The 20,442-nt window shown below is 37.1% G+C and carries 19 protein-coding genes; 6 read left to right on the forward strand and 13 right to left on the reverse strand.

The features are described from left to right. Positions 1 to 229 precede the first annotated feature (229 nt). The 3 genes from AB3I42_RS07325 to AB3I42_RS07335 are packed head-to-tail and all read left to right on the forward strand — an operon-like array spanning position 230 to position 2,093. The gene (locus AB3I42_RS07325) at positions 230 to 1,030 is read left to right on the forward strand and encodes a hydroxymethylpyrimidine/phosphomethylpyrimidine kinase (RefSeq protein WP_034697951.1); all 801 of its coding nucleotides are present in this window, start codon (positions 230 to 232) and stop codon (positions 1,028 to 1,030) included. 3 nt (positions 1,031 to 1,033) lie between these two features. After that, positions 1,034 to 1,522 (forward strand): ECF transporter S component, encoded by a 489-nt coding sequence (locus AB3I42_RS07330; RefSeq protein ID WP_010737573.1) that lies wholly within the window; start codon positions 1,034 to 1,036, stop codon positions 1,520 to 1,522. A gap of 16 nt (positions 1,523 to 1,538) precedes the next feature. Further along, entirely contained in the window at positions 1,539 to 2,093 is a 555-nt protein-coding gene (locus tag AB3I42_RS07335) for a TIGR01440 family protein (RefSeq protein WP_034697955.1), read from the forward strand. A gap of 168 nt (positions 2,094 to 2,261) precedes the next feature. On the opposite strand, the gene AB3I42_RS07340 is transcribed toward AB3I42_RS07335, so the two are convergent. The 11 genes from AB3I42_RS07340 to AB3I42_RS07390 all read right to left on the reverse strand — a co-directional run bounded on the left by AB3I42_RS07340 (position 2,262) and on the right by AB3I42_RS07390 (position 14,802). After that, positions 2,262 to 3,911 (reverse strand): alpha-glucosidase, encoded by a 1,650-nt coding sequence (locus AB3I42_RS07340; RefSeq protein ID WP_010737575.1) that lies wholly within the window; start codon positions 3,909 to 3,911, stop codon positions 2,262 to 2,264. A 380-nt stretch (positions 3,912 to 4,291) separates the two neighbouring features. After that, positions 4,292 to 6,526 (reverse strand): AAA family ATPase, encoded by a 2,235-nt coding sequence (locus AB3I42_RS07345; RefSeq protein WP_306690429.1) that lies wholly within the window; start codon positions 6,524 to 6,526, stop codon positions 4,292 to 4,294. 21 nt (positions 6,527 to 6,547) lie between these two features. Further along, positions 6,548 to 7,027 (reverse strand): DUF6530 family protein, encoded by a 480-nt coding sequence (locus AB3I42_RS07350; protein ID WP_010719161.1) that lies wholly within the window; start codon positions 7,025 to 7,027, stop codon positions 6,548 to 6,550. A 158-nt stretch (positions 7,028 to 7,185) separates the two neighbouring features. Beyond that, a complete protein-coding gene (locus tag AB3I42_RS07355; protein ID WP_010719160.1) occupies positions 7,186 to 8,034 on the reverse strand; it encodes a DegV family protein in 849 nt (282 codons plus the stop codon). A 157-nt stretch (positions 8,035 to 8,191) separates the two neighbouring features. Further along, complete coding sequence (locus AB3I42_RS07360) at positions 8,192 to 9,805, reverse strand: oligosaccharide flippase family protein (protein ID WP_368022408.1); 1,614 nt, start codon at positions 9,803 to 9,805, stop codon at positions 8,192 to 8,194. A gap of 151 nt (positions 9,806 to 9,956) precedes the next feature. Next, positions 9,957 to 10,274 carry an AzlD domain-containing protein gene (locus tag AB3I42_RS07365; RefSeq protein ID WP_010737579.1) on the reverse strand — a complete coding sequence of 106 codons (318 nt, stop codon included), beginning with the start codon at positions 10,272 to 10,274 and terminating at the stop codon, positions 9,957 to 9,959. Beyond that, positions 10,267 to 11,055: an AzlC family ABC transporter permease gene (locus AB3I42_RS07370; RefSeq protein WP_010719157.1), complete on the reverse strand. Its 789-nt coding sequence runs from the start codon at positions 11,053 to 11,055 to the stop codon at positions 10,267 to 10,269. The genes AB3I42_RS07365 and AB3I42_RS07370 overlap by 8 nt, the downstream gene beginning before the upstream one ends. A 191-nt stretch (positions 11,056 to 11,246) precedes the next feature. Beyond that, complete coding sequence (locus tag AB3I42_RS07375) at positions 11,247 to 12,179, reverse strand: cation diffusion facilitator family transporter (RefSeq protein WP_368022409.1); 933 nt, start codon at positions 12,177 to 12,179, stop codon at positions 11,247 to 11,249. Positions 12,180 to 12,317: 138 nt separating this feature from the next. Next, a complete protein-coding gene (locus AB3I42_RS07380; protein WP_010737581.1) occupies positions 12,318 to 13,385 on the reverse strand; it encodes a hypothetical protein in 1,068 nt (355 codons plus the stop codon). Next, positions 13,385 to 14,281, reverse strand: a complete 897-nt coding sequence (locus tag AB3I42_RS07385; protein ID WP_081122750.1) for a viral A-type inclusion protein — start codon at positions 14,279 to 14,281, stop codon at positions 13,385 to 13,387. The genes AB3I42_RS07380 and AB3I42_RS07385 overlap by 1 nt, the downstream gene beginning before the upstream one ends. Before the next feature lie 329 nt (positions 14,282 to 14,610). Beyond that, positions 14,611 to 14,802 (reverse strand): hypothetical protein, encoded by a 192-nt coding sequence (locus AB3I42_RS07390; protein ID WP_081122749.1) that lies wholly within the window; start codon positions 14,800 to 14,802, stop codon positions 14,611 to 14,613. Between the two features lie 156 nt (positions 14,803 to 14,958). On the opposite strand from AB3I42_RS07390, the gene AB3I42_RS07395 reads away from it, so the two are divergent. The 3 genes from AB3I42_RS07395 to AB3I42_RS07405 all read left to right on the forward strand — a co-directional run bounded on the left by AB3I42_RS07395 (position 14,959) and on the right by AB3I42_RS07405 (position 18,633). Continuing rightward, on the forward strand, positions 14,959 to 16,461 hold the full coding sequence (locus AB3I42_RS07395; RefSeq protein WP_010737583.1) for a DUF1846 domain-containing protein: 1,503 nt from the start codon (positions 14,959 to 14,961) through the stop codon (positions 16,459 to 16,461). A gap of 230 nt (positions 16,462 to 16,691) precedes the next feature. After that, positions 16,692 to 17,873 carry a NupC/NupG family nucleoside CNT transporter gene (locus AB3I42_RS07400; protein ID WP_010719151.1) on the forward strand — a complete coding sequence of 394 codons (1,182 nt, stop codon included), beginning with the start codon at positions 16,692 to 16,694 and terminating at the stop codon, positions 17,871 to 17,873. A gap of 202 nt (positions 17,874 to 18,075) precedes the next feature. Then, on the forward strand, positions 18,076 to 18,633 hold the full coding sequence (locus tag AB3I42_RS07405; RefSeq protein WP_131773135.1) for a guanylate kinase: 558 nt from the start codon (positions 18,076 to 18,078) through the stop codon (positions 18,631 to 18,633). A gap of 74 nt (positions 18,634 to 18,707) precedes the next feature. Here the strand turns inward: AB3I42_RS07405 and AB3I42_RS07410 are convergent, their stop codons facing one another. Both AB3I42_RS07410 and AB3I42_RS07415 read right to left on the reverse strand, forming a co-directional pair. Then, positions 18,708 to 19,697: a sce7725 family protein gene (locus AB3I42_RS07410; RefSeq protein ID WP_081122745.1), complete on the reverse strand. Its 990-nt coding sequence runs from the start codon at positions 19,695 to 19,697 to the stop codon at positions 18,708 to 18,710. Between the two features lie 6 nt (positions 19,698 to 19,703). Next, a complete protein-coding gene (locus AB3I42_RS07415; protein ID WP_081122744.1) occupies positions 19,704 to 20,393 on the reverse strand; it encodes a hypothetical protein in 690 nt (229 codons plus the stop codon). Between the last annotated feature and the right edge of the window lie 49 nt (positions 20,394 to 20,442).

The raw sequence follows: 20,442 nt of genomic DNA on the forward strand, positions 1-20,442 counted from the left end.
GATAATGATATCTAATGAAGTTGTTTATTTGAGTATGCATAGCTTAAAAATCAGGTTGTTTTCTTCTAGCTGTTAAGTTGCCAACAATACAGTGTACTTGTTTCATTCAGATGATAGATAAATTTTAGTGATCTAAAGACTACGCAAAATTGGATGACATAAAAATATGCCAATTGGCTGTTTTCTTTTCTAACAACTTTCGTTATACTCTTTTCGTGGAGGGAAAACAATGAGAAAAATACTTACAATTGGTGGTTCTGACCCTTTTGCCGGTGGAGGAATTCAATCCGATTTGAAAACTTTTGAGAATTTTCAACTTTTTGGAATGAGCGCGCTCACCTGTGTAGGCATGTTAGACGAAAACAACGCATTCCTCTTAGAAAATCTACCTGCTAAGTGGTTGGAACAGCAACTTGCTTCGATCCAGAAGATGACAGACTTAGCGGGTATCAAAATTGGCTTATTGCATTCTCTTGAAGCAATCATGATCGTCCGAGATTTTTTAAAAAAGCACCCTCAAATCCCAATCGTTCTTGATCCGGTTTTAGCTTTTAAAGAAACTACTTCATTAGCGAATCAACAGTATATTGAGTGCTTAGTGAAAGAACTCTTCCCCCTTGTTGATCTTGTCACGCCCAATCTTAAAGAAGCGGCTCTCCTTTCTGGAAAGAAAAAAATTTCAAGCATCAATGAAGTGATAGAGACAACCAAATTTATTCATACTTTAGGAAGCAAAGCGGTCGTTGTTAAAGGTGGCTCTGGGATCCATGGCGATGAAGCAATCGATGTTTTGTATAGTCATGACGGACTAACCACTTTTACAATGGAAAAATTAACACGATCAACGGTGAATGGCGCAGGATGTACCTTTTCTTCTGCTATTACAGCGAATCTCGTCCATGGCTATACGCTCCCACAAGCCATTCAACGAAGTAAAACTTACGTTTATCAATGTATTTTAAACGGTGTTGAAATGAATGATCAAACAGGCAGTGTCTGGTCTGGCGGTAACATCAAAGGAGGGATTTAATCGTTGAATACGAAACGAATGACAATTTATGCCATGCTGATCGCTTTAACAGTAGCATTATCTTTAACAATTTTAGTTCCAATACCAGCAACTAACGGCTTTGTCACGCTCTGCGAAGCTGGCATCTACACCACTGCTTTATTATTTGGTCCATTTGGTGGGTTCGTTGTCGGTGCCTCAAGTGGTTTATTCATCGATTTACTGTCAGGTTATCCGCAATGGGCCCTTTTTTCCTTATTGATCCATGGTTTGCAAGGATTGGTCAGTGGCTATTTTGCCGAAAAAACAAGCAAAGGTCGATTTGTCGGTCTTTTTATCGGTAGTTGTCTGATGATTAGTGGCTATTTTTTAGCAGGTTGGTTTTTATATGATTGGCCTGCGGGGGTAGCTTCTATTCCTGGAAATATTTTTCAAAATATTATAGGGGTTGGATTGGCTTTACCACTCACTCAAGCTCTAAAACGAACGAGAGTACAAAAAGAAAGTAAGTAATGAAAGGAAGAATAAAATGAGCATCACAGAAGAATCTTTAAAACAAGAATTAACCAAAATGGTCAACGAGGTATTAGCAGAAGCAAATTTAAAATCTGGCGATTTATTTGTATTAGGATGTAGTACCAGTGAAGTGGTCGGTGGACAAATTGGTAAAAACTCAAGTGCTCCAGTTGGACAGTGGATTATCCAAACGATTAGAGAAATATTGCAACCCTTAGGAGTCGCTTTAGCTGTTCAAGGATGTGAACACATTAATCGAGCCCTTGTCGTCGAACGCTCCGTAGCAGAGCAAAAACAATTTGAAATTGTTTCTGTTGTACCAGCCTTACACGCTGGTGGCGCTTGTTCAGTAGCAGCGTTTGACCAATTCGATGATCCAGTAGAAGTGGAACATGTGGTAGCGCAAGCTGGGATCGATATCGGTGATACTTCCATCGGTATGCATGTCAAACACGTTCAAGTACCTGTTCGACCAAGCAGTCAAACATTAGGAGCCGCGCATGTTACAGCTCTGCGTTCACGTCCAAAATACATTGGTGGTCCGCGAGCTGAGTATGAAGTGATTTAAAAGAATCAATTAACTGATAACCTACCTAATATTTATGTAAATGTTATTCTTTATTATAAAATATTCACTTATTATCTAATTTCTATAAAGGTACAGTCACCCAACTTCATACAGTATGTCAAAAAAGTTTGCCTTGGACTTCATTAGAAAGCTCAAGACAAACTTTTTTTAGTTTCTTTTTTTACTGGTTACAAATAATTTCGCTTCATAAGGATCAAGCTTACCCACTCGTTCAAATACACGTTCTTCTTGATTCGTGAGAAGTAATTCCCAAGGAACATCAACTTCATTCGGTAATGAATATTCCGCTACTTCACTCGTTAGATTGACTATAATCAGATAGTTTTTATCGGTAAATGATCGTTCATAGACATAGAGTTGGTCGTGTTCAGCGAGATATTCTTTGAATGAACCATAGATCAATCCTTGATTTTCACGACGGATGCGGATCATTTGTTTGTAGAAAGATAAGATCGATGAAGGATCGTTTTCTTGTTCTTCTACGTTAAGTGTATGATAGTTGGGATTTACCATCAGCCAAGGTTCGTTTGTTGAGAATCCGGCATATTTTTCTGATCCCCACTGCATAGGTGTTCGGCTATTGTCTCTTGTTGTATCAGCAACGATATCTATAGCTTCCTCAGGAGATTTTCCTTCTTCTAGCAATTGGTTATAAAGACGTCTTGAATCGACGGCATCGATTTGTTCGATGGCAGTAAACGGCATATTCGTCATACCGATTTCTTGTCCTTGATAAATAAATGGCGTGCCTTGCAGGAAAAAGTACATCATTGCGACTGCTTTTGCTGATTTTTGCCAATAATGTTCAGGATCACCAAAAAAAGAAACTGAACGAGGTGTATCATGATTTTCCATATAAAGTGCATTCCAACCCTTACCGTCTAAAGCGGTTTGCCAGGCACTTAACGCTCTTTTTAAATTGATAACATCAAGTTTTCCTTCTTTTTCGTGCTTCCAAATCGAGATATGGTCAAATTCAAAGATCATGTCAAAATACCCATCAGCGCCGACCCATTCTGGACCTTCTTCAGCCGACACCCCGCTAGCTTCGCCAACAGTCATAATGTCATAGTCATCAAAAACATCTTTTAATTCATTTAAGTGTTCATCGATCCCGGAAACATTTTGAAAAGGAGAAAAGGGGTTTTCAGTTGCTTTAACAGAATATTCATCTTTTTTCACATGGGAAATCGCATCTAAACGAAACCCATCGATCCCTTTATCTAACCACCAGCGAATCATAGAAAAAAGTTCATTTTTTAATTTCTCGCTTTCCCAATTCAAATCAGGCTGCTCTTTAGCAAAGACATGCAGATAATATTGTTTCGTCTGTTCATCATATGCCCAAGCTGAGCCACCAAAAATCGATTGCCAGTCATTCGGAGCGTTTTCAGGTGTTCCATCTACCCAGATATAGTAATCTCGGTAAGGATTATCCAGTGACTTCTTGGATTCAATAAACCACTCGTGTTGATCAGATGTATGATTGATGACTAGATCCATAATGATTTTGATTCCTTGTAGATGTGCTTCTGCCAGTAATTGATCAAATTCGGCCATTGTTCCAAATTTTTCTAAAATATTTTGGTAGTCACTAATATCGTAACCGTTATCAATAAAAGGTGAAGAATAAACTGGATTGATCCAAATAAAATCAATCCCTAATTGTTTTAAATAAGAAAGCTTTTCACGAATACCATTGAGATCCCCAATGCCGTCTCCATTACTATCCATAAAACTGGCAGGATAAATCTGGTATCCGACCGCTTCTTTCCACCAAGCTTTTGTTTGAGTCATTGTTTTCTTCCCTTCTCTTTTTCTCTATTATAAAACAATGCCACTATTTTTTGTTGATGTTACCGATAACATCGTTTTCTCTTTAACAGTTTCCTTTTTTGTTTCGTTATCTGGTTTGCAGAATGTCAGGATTTAACAGTCGATTAACGATCAAAAAGAGTCTGATAGATAAACTAAATGGTGTTTAACCATTCGCTACAATGCGTTCATAACCTCTTCCCGTTGTTCCAGCAGTCGCTCTAACAAAAAAACAAGCCGAAAATCCAAAAATAGGAACTATTTTCGAATTCTTCGGCTTGTTCTCAGAGCTAGGAACTTCTGTCACAATCTCTCTTAGTCGATGAATGGACTTATACGTGACTCCAGCTATTTTCAGCTATTTACAAATAGCGAGCAATCAATTGGATCAATTGCTGTGGTAACTCGTTGATGTCTGTCATATCAATGAAACGATTTTCCCCATATATCTCTTTGATTTCTTTTTGATCCTGTCCAATCGCAGCAGCCACAAAGATGACGCCTTGACGGTCATATTCAGACAGAACGCTTTGGATATCTTCCCTTGCCTTCTTCCCAGTATAGTCTGGCAAAGCTTTAGGCTGGCCATCACTAATCGAGATCAACAATTTAGTCGTGGCAGATTCTTGGCTTAGTTTGTTAGCGATTAGTTTCAGACTGGCACCATCACGATTGTTTTGTCGTGGTTTCATCGTCACTAACTTTTCATCTAACCATTGGAAATCATCACTAAATTCTTTATAAGAAAAAATTGAGGTCTTTTCTCTCGTTGAGACATCTGCTGTATCTCCATAAATCATTAAAGGAATATTTACACGTTTAGCAAATTCTGCGATGGCGATCGCTGCTTTTTTCGCTGCTTCGATTCGTTCATCTCGAATCATTGAACCAGATTCATCAATCCTTAAAGCCACTGCCAATGAAGGTTGTTCGTGGGGTGGATTTTTCTTATCAAAATAACCTAGGTCATTATAGGCCACACGACTCGCATTGAACCGTTGTCCTTCATATTTTCCTTTTTGATAAGTCGTTGATTCATCATTTTCCAACAAATCTAAAATTTGACGGCTTAATGTTTCAACGATCGGTAAAACTTGTTGTCTGATTTGTTCTGCTTCTTGTGCTTTGAGTTCAAATTTTGGTCGATGAACGATCAGTCCTTCTTTTTCGTGCATCGTCCCCTTCATTATTTGTCGTGCTTCTTTCGTTAACTCACGTTTGATTTCTTTGTCGTAAGCCTCCATATCAGAGGCAGACATTTTTTCTGAATTATCTTCTGCTTGTTGCTCCTGTTGCCCCTGACCTGAAACTTCTTGACTTCGTTCTTGTTCAAATGAAAAAGACTCTGCCTTTTTTTCCTCTTCAATCTCAGCATTCTCCACTGGTGGAGTTTCTTCTTCGATCTCAGGCGACTCATTTTCCATTAAAGACAACGTTTCTTCTGCTAGTTGATCGATATTACGTTCATCAGCTTCTTCATCGTTAAGGATTCTGCCTCGATTTCTTGAAGCTTCTTCTGAAAGACGTCCCCACTTTATTTGCCGTAATAATTCACGAAGTTCTTCAAGAAGCCCACTTTGTTCTAATGCTTGGGTTAATATCTCCAATTCTTCTGGAACAGTGGTCAATTTATAGAGAACTTTAGGATAAATCGATTGGAAAAGATCTTGCCCTTGTTTCCAAGTATTTGCCCAATAAAAGTAAGAACGCATACCAGCCACTCCCTTGATGGCATTCGCTTTGGCAGTATCATCTAATAAACGAATGATCTCCGCTAATTTCAAGAGCAGTTCAGGTTGTTGAATCTTTGTCTTACCTAAGGCTCGCTCAGCCATCACTTCAAGTGAAGGTAAATCCATCTTCTCAGCATGTTGCATCCGATCTCTCAAAGATTCATTCAACGGACGATTACCTTGGTAGTTCCGATTGGTTGTGATGATGATGACGCAATCTGGATGACGGACGACGACACCCGTGGGTAAATTCAATAATCCATTTGGCTCAAGAGCGGAATTTAAAGCAACTAATACGGAAGCATCACGGATCACCGTTGGCTCCTGGATTTCTAACAAATACCCCTTTTCGATCGCACGAACAATTTCAGAGGGATAATATTTATAGCGAACGTTACTATTTTCATTTTGTTCCATCCGCTTGATGAAATCAGCCAGTTTGGATTTAGCCATTTCTGTACTAAGATTATAATGATGTTTGATTAACCGTAAGACAGCCTCTAAAGTCTCTGTTTGGTTGATTGCATCAATCAATTCTTGATCTTCATCTACGTCAGACTCAACAATAGGCAATAGCGCACCAAAGACATCTGATTTATCCATATCCGCAAAACAAGTTATTTTCGTATAAGGAAGTTGTAAATCAGCCGAAAGAGCTTTAGCCAGTTGCGTTTTTCCTGACCCAGCATCCCCTTCAAGCAAGATGTTACTGATCTTCATTTCAGGATCATTCCAGTTTTCAAAGATTTCAGCTGCGATTCTTTGTTCTTCTTGACTGGTTCGATGACTCGTTGGCTTTTGCCAAATCATTTGTTTTTCAACACTTGAAAATTGACGGTCTTTTGTCAGTGAGAAATCTTCCAATGTACCTCACTCCTTTTTTCCTTAATACCCTAAATCATCTAATAGACGTTTCAAAATTCGGAAACGTTCTCCGATCAATTCGCCATCTTTTTGTAACGTGTCATAATAGAGCATAATATCTTCATCGATCTTAGGATTTTTGGTATCCACTTCAACCGTCATTCGATTTCCTTGAAGTCCAATAATATCGACAACTGGATTTTCAGGATCATAAAATTTTTCATAGCGATACGCATCTTGAAAATACAAACTCCCTTGCGCAGCTAAAATTGCTAGATCTAAGATCCGAGTGATTGGTAGTTCTTCCGATTGGCGTGACCATTTTTCACCCGTATGGCGCCATACCTTGCCTGAAATATCAACTTTTCCACGATCATTCCATTGTGCTAACCCTAAAGATAGTCCTTTAGCATCCGTATGCAAAGCATTTCTACCATCAACTTGATCATAGTCTTCAACGACAATAACAGGTTTGTGTTTTAAATTTGTTGGGATTTCCATCTAAATCCATCCTTTCTCTTTTAGTAAATTACTAACCTAGTGATTTACTCATTTACTAAACTTTTAAGGATTATACGCCTTATATAGAAAAAATGCAAAAAAAGCATCGTATCCCAATGAATGAGAGACGATGCTTGCATTGAATTGAATAATCTAAATTATTGCGCAGAGATGGCAAGCCCGATTGCTTTTTCTCCTAAGTGACTACCAATCACTGGACCAAAATGACCAATCTCAATGTCAGCATGCGGGTATTGCTTTTGTAATTTTTCTTTTTCTTGTATGGCAACTTCCAAATTATTTGCATGAATCACATAAAGTTTAACAGGTGGTGCAATTTCCTCATTTCGCATGCCGATGACTTTTTCGGCACGAGCGAAAGCTTTTTTACTTGAACGGATTTTTTCAAATAAAACGATTTTTCCTTCTGAAAAAGTCAAAATCGGTTTGATTTTAAGCAATCCACCTATCAATGCAGCCCCATTAGTCAAGCGTCCACCGCGTACTAAGTTGTTCAAGTCATCCACGATGAGATAAGCATACGTATTATCTCGAATACGATCGATATGTGCGATAATTTCTTCAAGAGATTGACCTTTTTGATTTAAATCTAGAGCAGCTTCTACCATGTGACCCATTGGCATACTCGTGATCTTAGAATCATAAGGAACGATTTTTACACCATCAATGTCGTTTTTCATAGCATGTAATGTGTTGACAAAGCCGGAGATCCCAGAGGATAAATGGATACTTAAGATGGTATCGTATCCTTTTCTTTTCAGTTCTTCGTAAAGCGCCAGTACTTCTCCAACTGCAGGTTGTGAAGTGGTCGGGAAGTCTTTGCTTTTATTTAGAAGCCCATAGTATTCGTCAGCTTCTATGTCTATTCCTTCATTGTAGATTTTCCCATCCAAAATGACAGGGATCGGAATAACGAACAAATCAGGATGATTTTGGATTCGTTCAGGCAAATAAGCCGTACTGTCAGTAACTACTGCAAGTTTCATTTATTTAATTTCCTCATTTCAAAGAATTTTACCAGTCTATTTAACTATATCATAAGAAAGATGACATTTGAACCTCTCACTCAAAAAGTGAGAGAAATAATCACGTCCCTCTCACTTTCTGTAGCTTTAAAAAATTATCATGAACTGGATGTTGTTCCTAATTTTTGGTTGAGTGATGCCGATGCTGGAAGTTTTTAAGTAATTGGAGCCCATTTCTGCCAAATTGAGCAAAGAGAAATGTCAGCCCACCTATTCCACCAAGGCCAACACAATAAACAACAGCATGGGCTTTCGACGTCATCGTCAATTGGAGGTTCAATAGGATAAATACAATCGAACAAAGAACCAGCATCAACAAGGTTGAGCGGAATGTTTTAAGAAAGAAAAATCTGATTTTAGCTAGAGGTGCGATTCGATACTCTTTACACATATAGAAATAACCTCTGATAAACACGATCGCAAAAGCCATTGTGTTTGAAAAACTCATACCATAACCGCCAAATAGTGCTAATCCAATCACTTGAAAGACAATTTTCAAAATAATCGCTTCAACGGTCAGCCGAATCGCAATCATATGATGGCTAAGTGATTGTAACATCGTCGAAAGAATCGTGAACAATGAAAAGAATAATGAAGCGAGTAAGGCAAATTGGAAATAGCCGACACTATCAGGATCATATCCAAAAAATAAGGTATACAATGGACCCGCCAATAATGACATCCCCGCAAGAGAAGGAAGTAAAATCAAGACAGCAATTGAAAAACTATCTCCTACTGTCTTTTCAATTTGCAAACGATCTTTTTTTCTCAAAGTACTTAAAATCGGCAAACTGCTGATTGCGACTGTACCAACCATAGAAATCAAGATCAATGTCAACTTGTTGGGATTAACTGACGCTCGACTAAATAAAAATTCCAATTGTTGATTCGTGATTTCAGGTCTGAAAAAATGCAACAACGGCTTCATCGTCACTTGGTCAATCATTTGCACGATGGTAATAACAGATCCCACAAAGATGAAAGGTAAAGTTTCACGAATGATCGATACCGACTCTGCCCGATTTTCATGCTTGAAATAACGACTAGAGATCAAGAAATCTTTTAATTTGAAATAATCATTTTTTATTCCAACGAAATACATATGGATAATTGCTGCTAACCCACCAAAGAAGGATGCCACTGTACTGATCAGAACAGCTTCTAAAATCGTTCCATCGGTCAAGACGCGTAAATAAAACGTTCCTGCTAAAATGACCAGGACACGAACCGCTTGTTCAATGATTAGTGAGGTCCCATAAGGTCTCAGATTGTTTTTCCCTTGAAAATAACCTCTCATTGCACTAAGAACTGGAATGGCGATCAATGACGGACACAAACTACGAGTTGCTAAGATCCCATTATTTACATTTGCAATTGGGCTGATTCCTGCAAGCATCGGGGCAAAAAGATACATCAGCACAGCAGAAATGATCCCAATGACAAACATGATATTGATGGTACTGCGAAAAATCGTTCGACAGCCCTGTTCATCATTTTCTTTCGTTGCTACAGCGACTTTTTTAGCAATCGCATTAGGAAACCCAACTGTTCCCAGCATCAGGAACAAGCCATAAGGTAAATAACCTACATTGTATAAAGTGGTCGCTAACATTCCTTCTTGATTGTTCCCCATCATACTTAGCCATGGGATCAAGTAAACAACACCTAATACCTTACAAAGCAAATTAGCAAAGGTTAACCAAAATGTTCCTTGCATCAATTTTTTATTCATTAAATTTTCCTCAACTATCTATATTTAAATCAATACCTTTCCCATTATAGCAAAAATTCAAAGAAGGACAAATCATCCTTAAAATTTTAATAAAAAAGGCAAAAAAAAAGCCATTCTCTAAAACTAAGAGAAGGCAAAATTTTGGAACTGTTTAAAACATCGACAGCAAAAATACCGAAGCAAGTCCAGTTACTACTGATAATGCCATAGAATGAGTTTTATACGCCACGCCAACTACGAGAACCATAGCTAAGATTTTGATATTCCAAGCAATGGCTAAATGTTCATGGGTAATAAAGACATCCTTGAATGCTAAAGCTGCGAATAGCGCAACAGGCACATATTTCATCCATTCACTAAACCATGAAGGGACTTTCCGATGGGTAAAATAGAGCATCGGGAATAGTCGTGGCACATAAGCCACCACGAATAAACTAAGTACTAAAAGAATAAGATACGTCTTAGTCATGATGTTGACTCTCCTGTTCTGGGAAGTTGAATAGTGGTTCATTGACATGTTTGCCACGGTTTTTTAATCGTTTTAATTTTTTTGCCTTCTCTTTTTTGAAAGCTTTCTCTAAAGCAAACCCTGCAAAAGAGGCGATCACCGTCGCAGCAATTAAACCTAATGTATTTTGGAACATGACCATGAAAGTAACGCCTAATACACCAGAAAACAATCCTGTAAAAATGAGCAGCTTATTTTTCATTTGCATGACAAACATGAAGATAAACATCGCAGTCAGTGCAAAGTGAACGAGATCAGCATCTACATGGATAACAGAACCAAACATGTTTCCAATCATGTTACTACCTGTCCAAGAAGCCATCGAAAACCAATTTACATATAAAGCTTTACGCTTATTCCATGTAGGATCAGTTGAATATTTAAGATAATTAACCGCATAATTTTCATCATTTAACGATTGTGAAAATACCGCCAAGAATAGTCTCTTTTCTTTCTTCATAAAACCTGAAAGACTCGACCCTAACAATGTGTAACGTAATTCCAAGAAAAATACCATCAAAAGTGTCGTTGCAAAAGATGCTTGAGTTGTTAGCATCGAAGCAACTAAAAATTGCGCTCCACCCGAAAATACTAATATGGACAACAGACCGGTTAAGATTGGATCAAAACCCACTTTTTGCAATAAGACACCACAAGCTAACCCAACTGGTATATAACTTAAGCAAAGTGGCATTACTGCGTGCAAAGCCTGAAGCCATGGCGCACTTTTCTTTTTATTCATCAAAATGTCTCCTTCAATTACAACAAATAAACAGCGGACTCATTGTAACATAAAAAAACGAAATTGTAGCCGTTTTATCTAAAAACAATATTATATTTTTCTCATTTTAAGCTTGAATATTGAAATTTCAAATCATAAACAAGTTATTTTTATGCAACATAAAAGCATTTTTTGCTGAAGAATCAGCATGGTCATCTTCGATAATTAGGGTCATATTTATCAGTTTCAATATAAATATAAACTTTTTTATCATTTAAAGACTGACGAATCGTTTCTTCAATGTTATTGATGATTGCATACGATTCATTCTCTGGGTGATCAAAGATATCAATTTTAGCAGCTACCAATACCTCAGTTGGGCTCAGATGAACGGTCTTTACATCGATCAAACGAGAGACTTCCGGACGCTCAAAGGCTTGCTTGATTTTAATCAAGTCACTCGTTGTCACACTTTCACCAACAATCAAACTATAAAATTCTTTTGCTAAGAAAATGGCAGCTCCCATCAACAATAATCCGATCAATAGGCCGCTAATCGCATCAAACGCCGCAATTCCTGTTACCATCGTCAAGACTGTTCCTAATAAAGCAAGAATGAGTCCGATCACGGCACAAAAATCTTCAGTAAAGATGATCAAAATTTCACTGTGACGACTTTCTCTCAAAAATTTCATCAATGATAATTTTTCGGTATTCAACTCATGGATTTCTTTCATAGCGATACGTAATGACGTTCCTTCAATGGCTAATCCAAAAATTAAAATAATGATAACGATCAATGAGTTATCAACTTCATGCGCAGGATGGGTCAATTTTTCAAAAGCTTCCATGATTCCCAAAGCTCCCCCACCAAAAAAGAGCATGGTTGCCACAATTGTGCTAAAAAAATATTTTGCTCTTCCTTCGCCAAATTGGTGTAACTCGCTTTGCCCTCTATTCGCTCGTTTATCCCCAAAAAGCAATAGAATTTGGTTGCTGCAATCGACGATACTATGAATACTTTCATTCAGCATTGCCGCACTTCCACTAATGGCATAACCGACAAATTTACTGATTGCAACTAAAATATTCGCACCTAATGCAGCAATCACAGAGAACATCCCGCTCTTTTTAAAATTTTCCATCTTATTTCCTTCTTTCTTTTCTTCTCAACAGTTTCTCAGTTAACTATCTCTCGGAAGAACCGTGTGATCTATTGCCTGCAGACGGAACAAAAAACATGCGACAATCTCTCTAAGGATTGCCACACGTTTATATCCTGTCTAAGCCTTTCGAACCATCAAAGGAACCAAAAATTCGTAATTGATAAAGAAATCAATCACTGATCGATGGTACTCCCCAGAAGAAACTTCAAGCATTGTTTGGTTTTTCTGATTTTTGGAAATGATCATGGATTGTCCTTTATCTAATAGAACTTGGTATTTTTCTTCTCCAATTTTTTCAAAATCATATTGAGGATTTTTCATCGCTACGATAAAGATGTCATCTAGTACCTGGTCAGTCAATTCAAATTGACTTTGAAGATTCAGATGTAACGGTTGGGTGTTATCTAGTAAAGTTTGCTTGACTAAAAAACCTAAGTGACGTGCATGAGCTAATATTTGGTTGAACTTATGATTGAAAATAGTCAGTTGACCAGCAGAGAATACCCGTTCAACAGACCAATAACGAATCAAAGATAACACACGGTCATCCTGAACCGTGATTTCCATCGTTTCTGGTGAAACTTCCAATAAGTTGAGTGATTCCACTTGGTATCGTTGATCAATCGTCGGAAGAACAAAAGAAAATACTAATTGATTGGAATCATTCAAACGATAGTTGATCGAAAAATGTCGTGTTTCCCAAGTATCATAAGTGGTATTAGAGAATTTCAACCCAATATCATTTAAAGGTTTTAGCAACTCATAAGTAAAGTATTCGATCAAACTTGTCTTACCAATCGGAGAAATAGGTTCTGCTTTTAAGATATAGCGTTCAAAAGCATCTAATAATTGTGAAAAGTCCGATTCAAGTAGATATTTCCGTAAGCGTAAATCCGCTAATTCTGCCTCTGCTGTTTCAATCAAAAGAACAATGTCTTGATGGTCTTTTTCTTTTGTTTCTAAATAGACTTGATTTTCCCTCGCTTCATGCGGATGACTGGATTCAATTGCCTCTAATTGTTCAGAAGTGACCTGTTCATTTTCATCAAGCAAATCATCTTCAGAAGCAGAGTGATTGCTGGAGTTTTCAGGATCTGTTTCTATTGCTTCTTCCGTCACAGTCGTTTCTGCTAACGATTGTGCTTCCAGCTCTTCATTTTTTTCTAACTCTTCATGCTCATTCATTACTCTACCCCTCCCTCTTGCATCGATACTTCTGGGTTTTTATGTGGGTCAACATTTCCTAAGTAATTCATTAGGAAATGATGGATGGCTTGACTGAACCCTTCTATCCCACCGAAGTAGCGATTGATTTGTCGTTGTTCTTTTTCAACGATCGCTGCACGTAATTGATTCGCTTTTGCTTCGTTAAGTAAAGCAGCTTTTTGATTTTGGATTTTTTCAGGTGCTTCAAGATAAGGCATCCAGCCTAATTTTTCATTCGATAATGCTTGTTTTTGTTTTTTTAGTTCTTGGATTTCTTCATCAATTTTTTTACGATTTAAGAATCCTTTAGTGTCATCCAGATCAGAGATTTGGCGATCCACTTCTTTTAATTCTTCATCCAGACGATCAATCTCGGCTTTTGCAGTGATGACTTTAGCATCAAGTTCGTTAATTTGTTGACTGTAGTCATCCGGTTCCTGGTTTGCATAGGTGCCCCACTCTTCGTCAATTTGGGGCAAAACGAAAATTTCCGGTAGACTAGCATCGATGCCAATTGTTGGCCTTTCGTGATAATACGTACCGATCTTGTAATAACTCATCGTAGGAGAAATATTTTCGACTAGCTCCATAAATGGAAATTCTTGAATAAAGCGATCATGAATTTTCCGCATTAATAGCTGATCGATTTCATGGTTTTCATTCGAACTTTTTTTCAATTCTTCATTTAAATGACCATTATACAGTTGATAGATTTCTGGAATGTTTTCTTCACGAACAGCTCTTTCAAATGCTTGTAAATCCTCTAACAGTTGAGATAGATTCGTGCTAGCTTTTTCTTTGATATCAAAAAAAGTAGTGTCATCTTCTTGCTGAATGATGATTTCTTCGTTATTTTCTTGTGGTGTTTCTTTCATTTTGATTACCTCCTCACAGTTATCCACTTTCTTGGACAGAAGCACAATAGGTTGAGTTTACTTACTATTGAATTGATAATTTAATAGTACCATTTTATAGAAAAAAATGTTACAAAGGGCTTCCTCCTCTATGTATCTTTTAATCAATATTCATTGATTATCCACCGTTTTGATAAGGTCTGATTATTGTACTTTCACTATTGAATAATCTTACGTATCGAGAGTAAAACAAAAGAGTGGAAAGAGGATTGAAGCGACCTCCAAAAGTTAGATTCTAACTTTTGGGGGTTACTACAGATCCCCCCACTCTTTTTCACTCAGTAATTTTCTTATTTTTGAGGCAGATCTCTGGTTGTGAAGTGAATGCGCAGATTTTCATCACGAGATAATAGTGTTTCTTCATTCAAATAAGTAAACTTCATCTCTTCTAAATCAGTATTTTCGAGCATTTTTTCATAACCGGTAAAAATCGAACGGATATATTGTTTATATGCGTTTTTCTTTTTCTGTCTTTTTTTCATGTGACACCTTCCTTACCAAAACTATCATACCAATGAATTTAAGATGAAACAAGCCAGATTTGAGATTTTATCTGTTGTTTTAATCCGGTGTTAGTTACTAGTTGACGAAAATCAAAAAAAATGAAAAAATGCTTTAGTACTTAAGGAGGGAATCTCGTGAAAAAAATCGGTTTTGATTCAGAGAAATATATCGAAGAACAATCAGCATATATCCTTGAACGAGTGAATCACTATGACAAATTATATTTAGAATTTGGAGGCAAATTGGTCGATGATAAGCATGCCAAACGTGTTTTGCCTGGCTTTGAAGAAGATGCAAAAATCAAATTGTTACAAAAATTAAAAGATCAAGCAGAAATCTTGATTTGCGTCTACGCTGGAGACATTGAACGTAATAAAATTCGTGGGGATTATGGTATCACTTATGACATGGATATTTTACGCTTGATCGACGAAATGCGTGGCTACGGATTATCTATCAATAGTGTCGTCATTACTCGTTACAATGGTCAGCCAGCTACGAATGTCTTCGTCAATAAATTAGAAAGACGTAATATCAAAGTCTACAAACATTCAGAAATTGAAGATTATCCAATTAATGTTGAAAAAATCGTTTCTGAAAACGGCTTTGGCAAAAATGAATATATTGAGACCAGTAAGCCAATCGTTGTTGTTACTGCTCCTGGACCTGGTAGTGGCAAACTAGCAACATGTTTGAATCAGCTTTATCATGAAAGCCAAAAAGGACAATCAGCAGGTTATTCAAAATTTGAGACCTTCCCTGTTTGGAATGTCCCATTGAAACATCCACTAAACATTGCCTATGAAGCTGCCACTGTGGATTTAAAAGATGTCAATATGATCGATTCCTTCCATTATGATGCCTATGGCAAGGTTGCTGTAAACTATAATCGAGATGTTGAAACCTTTCCAGTAATCAAACGGATCATTGAAAAAATCACTGGTAAAGAATCAATCTATCAATCCCCTACCGATATGGGTGTGAATCGTGTGGGATTCGGAATCGTTGATGATGAAGTTGTGCAAGAAGCTTCTCGACAAGAAATCATCCGCCGCTATTTCCAAACAGAGTGTGATTTCAAAAAAGGATTGATTGATGAGGAAGCAGTAAATCGAATTAAATTGATCATGGAAGAAGTAGGTCTTCAACCTGAAGACCGTCAAGTGGTATTGCCTGCTCATGAGTATGCAAAAACTGTTCAAAATGACAGCAACGATCCTTCTGCGGTGATCGCGATCCAATTACCCGATGAAGTGATCATTACAGGACGCACCAGTTCTTTAATGAATGCTTCTGCTGCCGTCATTTTAAATGCGATCAAACATTTAGCACATATCTCAGATAATATTCCATTGTTGTCGCCGCTTGTTCTAGAACGGATTCAAGGGATGAAGTCTGCCGCACTGCATTCTTCCGTTGATACATTGAGCCTAAATGAAGTACTGATTGCTCTTTCGATCAGTGCGGTAACCAACCCTATCGCTCAAGTAGCTTATGACAAACTTGCTGAATTAGATGGTGCTCAAGCTCACTCGACAGTCATCGTCAATAAAAATGATGAACAAACGTTGAAACAATTAGGTATTGATATCACAAGTGCTCCCTTCTATCCATCGGAAAATTTATTTTATCAATAAGCATTGTTTTTTTATGAACAAATAGCTGAATAAACTCTTAAAAGATTTTATTTAAATTGCACCTGAAAAAGTGCAACTGATAATCTTTTAAGAGTTTTATTTTGTTGTATCCGTTTCAATTGAAATGTATGCGTTTCAGTCTAAAAAAGCGATGATAATCTTAGCAAAAAATTAGTATTTTAACGATAAAACGTGTAAAATTAAACGGAATTTTGATTAGGAGTGATAGTTTGAGTCAGATTTTAGGAATTATTGGATTACTTTTTATTTTTAGCCTTGCTTTTTTGATTAGTACCAACAAGAAAGCCATCAAAGTAAAACCTTTACTATTGATGATCGTATTGCAATTTATTTTTGGTTTTATTTTGTTACGAACGACTTTTGGTACAGCAGTCGTTTCCATGTTAGCGAAAGTATTCGATCATTTACTAGCGTTTGCAGGTGAAGGAGTCAATTTTGTTTTTGCTGGGGTAGCCAATAAAGGCAGTGCGCCGTTTTTCTTAAATGTTTTGATGCCGATTGTTTTTATTTCTGCAATCATCGGGATTTTGCGTTATATCAAGATCTTGCCATTATTCATGAAGGCAGTTGGATTGGGTTTAAGTAAAATCAATGGTATGGGGAAATTAGAATCTTACAACGGTGTTGCTTCAGCAATACTAGGTCAATCTGAAGTTTTTATTTCAATAAAAAAAGAATTGCCTTTCTTATCTGAAAAACGTTTATTTACCATGAGCGTTTCTGCCATGTCGACTGTTTCGATGTCGATCGTAGGTTCTTATATGGCGTTGATCGATTCTAAATATGTAATTACTGCGCTGGTATTGAACTTATTCGGTGGGTATATCTTGGCCTCCATCGTTAATCCCTATGAATTAGAAGAAAAAGAAGATGAGTTGATCATTGAAGAAAACAAAGAACAAACTTTCTTCCAAATGCTTGGAGAATATATTCTTGACGGCTTTCATGTAGCGATTACAGTTGCTGCTATGTTGATTGGATTCGTTGCTCTTATTGCTATGATCAATGCCATTTTTAGTGGAATCTTTGGGATCTCTTTCCAAGAAATTCTTGGTTATATCTTTGCTCCACTAGCATTTATCAGCGGGATTCCTTGGAAAGAAGCTGTGGATGCGGGTAGTATCATGGCGACGAAACTTGTGACAAATGAATTTGTTGCGATGACAGAACTAGCCACTGGGAACCTGCATTTTACTGAACGTACAACAGCTATTTTATCTGTCTTTTTAGTATCTTTTGCTAACTTCTCTTCCATTGGAATCATTTCTGGTGCTATGAAAGGTCTAAATGAAGAAAAAGGAAACTTAGTTGCGAAACATGGATTAAAAATCTTATTGACTGCCACATTAGTCAGCTTTTTAAGTGCGATCGTCACTGGTTTATTAGTCTAAATGATTAAATTTAATTGAATTGTATATTTAAAACACTCTCTTTGCTCTTTAGACGATTTTCTAAAGACTCAAGAGAGTGTTTTTTATAAGACAAAATTTATTGTCGTCCACCTGGAATATCTATGCGAAAAGAACAATTGCTAAAAGAAACTTTCTCGTGTATCGTTTAATAAAGGAAATAAAGATTTGAAGGAGATTCATGATGAACAAATGTTATGTATTTATTGGTCCTTCTGGTTCAGGAAAAACCTCCATTGCTAATGCTCTTTTTGAACCAAAAGAAAAAATTGTCACTTCGACGACTCGTCCTCCTCGAAAAGGTGAAACCGATCAAAAAGATTACTATTTTCTCTCTGAAGACAAATTTGAGCAGTTGATCACTGAACAGGCATTTGTGGAATGGGATGAATATGCGGGACATAAATATGGTTCAACTAAGAGGGAGATTGCTCAAAAGTTGAAAAATGGTGATTGTTATACAATTTTAACAGCTGCTGGTTTTTGGGCACTCTTCCATGCATTTGGGGAACAGATCCAACCAGTATTTGTGACTATCGCTAAAAACAAATTGAAGCAGCGTTTAGAACAACGTGGAGATGCTCCGGATCAAATCAAAAAAAGGCTCGCTCTTTTTGAGCAAGACACGAAGAAATTAGATGAGTTAAAAAAACGACCAAACCTCATTGTTTTAGCAAATAATGAAGGGTTAGAAGCCACCAAAAACCAATTTAAGCGACAAACAAAAATGCTCAAAGAATGATCTTATTTTGATAAACAGGATTGATTAGCAAAAAAATCTCTCACTAGCTTCAAAACATAAACTAGTGAGGGGAATCAAACCAATTTTTGTCGTTCTGTATGTCCAATACCACAAATCAGCGAATGTAGTTCCTCTATTTTAGAATACATGCGTAACCAATTAGTCGGCTGATCTAATAATAAACTGAGCAGTTCTAAATGATGGACCAATGTCCATTTTTTCAATACACCTAAACCAGGAAATTTTTTTTGTTGTTTCAAAGAAAGCAGGGCTAATATACCCGTTGTAATCAACAGTTGATCTTGGTTCCTCAATACCCACTGTTGCATTTTTTCAACAGCTTCAAAAAACTTTAGTGCTTGATCCTTAGCTGAATCGTTCGTATCAGAAATAAAATGTATTACTCTGAGATTACCATATGCATCAACATAGGTCAGATGAAGTGCCAATGCCCGACTAGGAAAGCCTTTATCAAAATAGCGACTTCCTTCAATCGTAAAATCTGAAAAGCCATGATTCCCCTCTTCTTTAAAAAACAAATAGTCGTCGCTAAAAAAATCATCTATTTTTTCGCTATAATCTTCTTCGTGTTTTCTTGGTTTAAAGGCTTCTTTTATGATGATTTTGTTTTCTGGTAACCAGATATGGAACCGACTATGGTCTGGTAACAAAAAATGAGTATCCATTTTTGAAAGTTCTTTCCATATTTTTGGATCACGCGGCTGATGTTGTCCATCAAAAATGATCAATTTAGGTGGTTGCTCCATGATCTGTTGGTAATTATCGGACGTGATGATCATTGCATGTTGAATGGAACTATTTTCTTTTTCTTCCCATAAATGTAAATGTTCATCAAAAAGTTTGAACTGACCCACTTGGGGATTATCGATGATGATCAGCGGGTGATTTACTTTTTGGAATAACTCGACAACGTTTTTAAAGGTAGCTGAATCACGAACTGGTTCGATGATGGGAACCACCTTTTTAGATAATAGATTCTGTTGAATCATTTCTTTTAATGCTAAAAGATCAAACTGTTTCCCTCTCAAATAAGGATAGTACATACTTATTCACTCCAATGGCTCTGTTGGCAAGCGTCTAACTTGCTGCTTTTGTCGCAGATTCTCATAATCTTGCTGTAAAGCGTTGATTTCTGCTTGTAAATCTTGGATCGCTTGATTTTCTGTTTCCTCAATAAATCGTTCATAATAACGCTCTTTGGCAAATGGATCTTGAGAATCTGAACGTTTTTTTAATTCTTTATACAACTGATCAGTTGGAAAATATTTGACGCCTCGTTCCATTTGTTTGGCTTTTCTTACTTCTCTAAATAATGAAGCCATAAAACGGTTGAGCAGCGCCTCTTCTGCCACTGCTAACGGTTGCTTCATTGCTTTTTTAGCAATAATGAATGTGCCAGAAGCTGGCATCTCTTCTGCTATCCCGTAAGGTCGATAAACTAAAACACCGATACCAGTGGGGATTTCAGCTTTGACTTCATCAAAAAGTTTTTGAGGTAATACAAAATAATTGTAATTCCCGACAAACGATAATTTTGCAGTGGAACGAAAGTCCGCTTTTGATACTTTCAACTCATAGCAACGCCACTCTCTTGTACCATCAAACTTTGTGAGACAACTTAACGTATCCACGATACCATGGTCGTCAGGCATGGTCACCTCTTCTACGACAATGCCCCCTTGTTCGATACAGTATTGATAAAGAGAAGTTTCCATCTCGATCGTTAAAGGAGTTTTCAATCCCTCCACCTCCGAACATATTTTCGCCTACCCATTCTACCTTAGATCC

Origin of the sequence: Enterococcus sp. C53 (assembly GCF_040887425.1) — a bacterium.
Classification (GTDB): domain Bacteria; phylum Bacillota; class Bacilli; order Lactobacillales; family Enterococcaceae; genus Enterococcus_B; species Enterococcus_B hirae.

Bases quoted from the DNA above. Each gene is read 5' to 3' on its own strand.
- AB3I42_RS07335 (WP_034697955.1), top strand. From the start codon at position 1,539: ATGAGCATCACAGAAGAATCTTTAAAACAAGAATTAACCAAAATGGTC.
- AB3I42_RS07370 (WP_010719157.1), bottom strand. From the start codon at position 11,055: ATGAATAAAAAGAAAAGTGCGCCATGGCTTCAGGCTTTGCACGCAGTA.
- AB3I42_RS07380 (WP_010737581.1), bottom strand. From the start codon at position 13,385: ATGAATGAGCATGAAGAGTTAGAAAAAAATGAAGAGCTGGAAGCACAA.
- AB3I42_RS07365 (WP_010737579.1), bottom strand. From the start codon at position 10,274: ATGACTAAGACGTATCTTATTCTTTTAGTACTTAGTTTATTCGTGGTG.
- AB3I42_RS07405 (WP_131773135.1), top strand. From the start codon at position 18,076: ATGAACAAATGTTATGTATTTATTGGTCCTTCTGGTTCAGGAAAAACC.
- AB3I42_RS07340 (WP_010737575.1), bottom strand. From the start codon at position 3,911: ATGACTCAAACAAAAGCTTGGTGGAAAGAAGCGGTCGGATACCAGATT.
- AB3I42_RS07410 (WP_081122745.1), bottom strand. From the start codon at position 19,697: ATGTACTATCCTTATTTGAGAGGGAAACAGTTTGATCTTTTAGCATTA.
- AB3I42_RS07360 (WP_368022408.1), bottom strand. From the start codon at position 9,805: ATGAATAAAAAATTGATGCAAGGAACATTTTGGTTAACCTTTGCTAAT.
- AB3I42_RS07375 (WP_368022409.1), bottom strand. From the start codon at position 12,179: ATGGAAAATTTTAAAAAGAGCGGGATGTTCTCTGTGATTGCTGCATTA.
- AB3I42_RS07325 (WP_034697951.1), top strand. From the start codon at position 230: ATGAGAAAAATACTTACAATTGGTGGTTCTGACCCTTTTGCCGGTGGA.
- AB3I42_RS07355 (WP_010719160.1), bottom strand. From the start codon at position 8,034: ATGAAACTTGCAGTAGTTACTGACAGTACGGCTTATTTGCCTGAACGA.
- AB3I42_RS07385 (WP_081122750.1), bottom strand. From the start codon at position 14,281: ATGAAAGAAACACCACAAGAAAATAACGAAGAAATCATCATTCAGCAA.
- AB3I42_RS07390 (WP_081122749.1), bottom strand. From the start codon at position 14,802: ATGAAAAAAAGACAGAAAAAGAAAAACGCATATAAACAATATATCCGT.
- AB3I42_RS07350 (WP_010719161.1), bottom strand. From the start codon at position 7,027: ATGGAAATCCCAACAAATTTAAAACACAAACCTGTTATTGTCGTTGAA.